Consider the following 531-nt stretch of genomic DNA (forward strand, 5'->3'; position numbering starts at 1 on the left):
GGCAGCCCCGGGCCCGAGCGCCTCCCCGTACGCGGCACGGCCCCGGCGCTGCCCGCGCCGCACCAACCGCCGCCGCCGCGCCGCCACCTCATCACCGGAAATCGGCACCAGGTCAATCACGACCTCCGCGCTCTCACCCCGCGCCGAATCCACCTGCGCCATCGCCGCCGCCACCAGCTGCAGCGGATCCGGCTTCACCACCGCCCCCGCCAACGGCCGATGCGCCGGCAACGCCAACACCAACTCCGCCCGCGCCGTATACAACCGGCGGCCGGCCACCTCCTTCCCACCAGCACGGCGCCCCCGAACACTCCACGCCTTCGACAGCATCGCGCTCACCCCTTCTCACCAGCCGAAGCCTTCAGCGGCGGCGCGCCCTCGAACCGAATCCCCGGGACACCACCGTCCTCCTCTTGACCACTCCCGACCTCGACGTCGGCGTACGCCGACGTCCGAAGCAACGCCGCCGCCCGCTCCGGCCCCTCCACCGCGTAGCCCAACTGCCCGCCCTCACAGAACAACCGCATCCGC

General features: G+C 73.3%; 2 pseudogenes. Both read right to left on the reverse strand.

The annotated features are described in order from the left end of the window. Window positions 1-339, reverse strand: a pseudogene (locus FNX44_RS27530) (hypothetical protein); the annotation flags it as partial. After that, window positions 336-531 (reverse strand): annotated as a pseudogene (locus FNX44_RS29370) (hypothetical protein); the annotation flags it as partial. The pseudogenes FNX44_RS27530 and FNX44_RS29370, both read right to left, overlap by 4 nt.

It is taken from the genome of Streptomyces alkaliterrae, assembly GCF_007097205.2.
GTDB lineage: Bacteria > Actinomycetota > Actinomycetes > Streptomycetales > Streptomycetaceae > Streptomyces > Streptomyces alkaliterrae.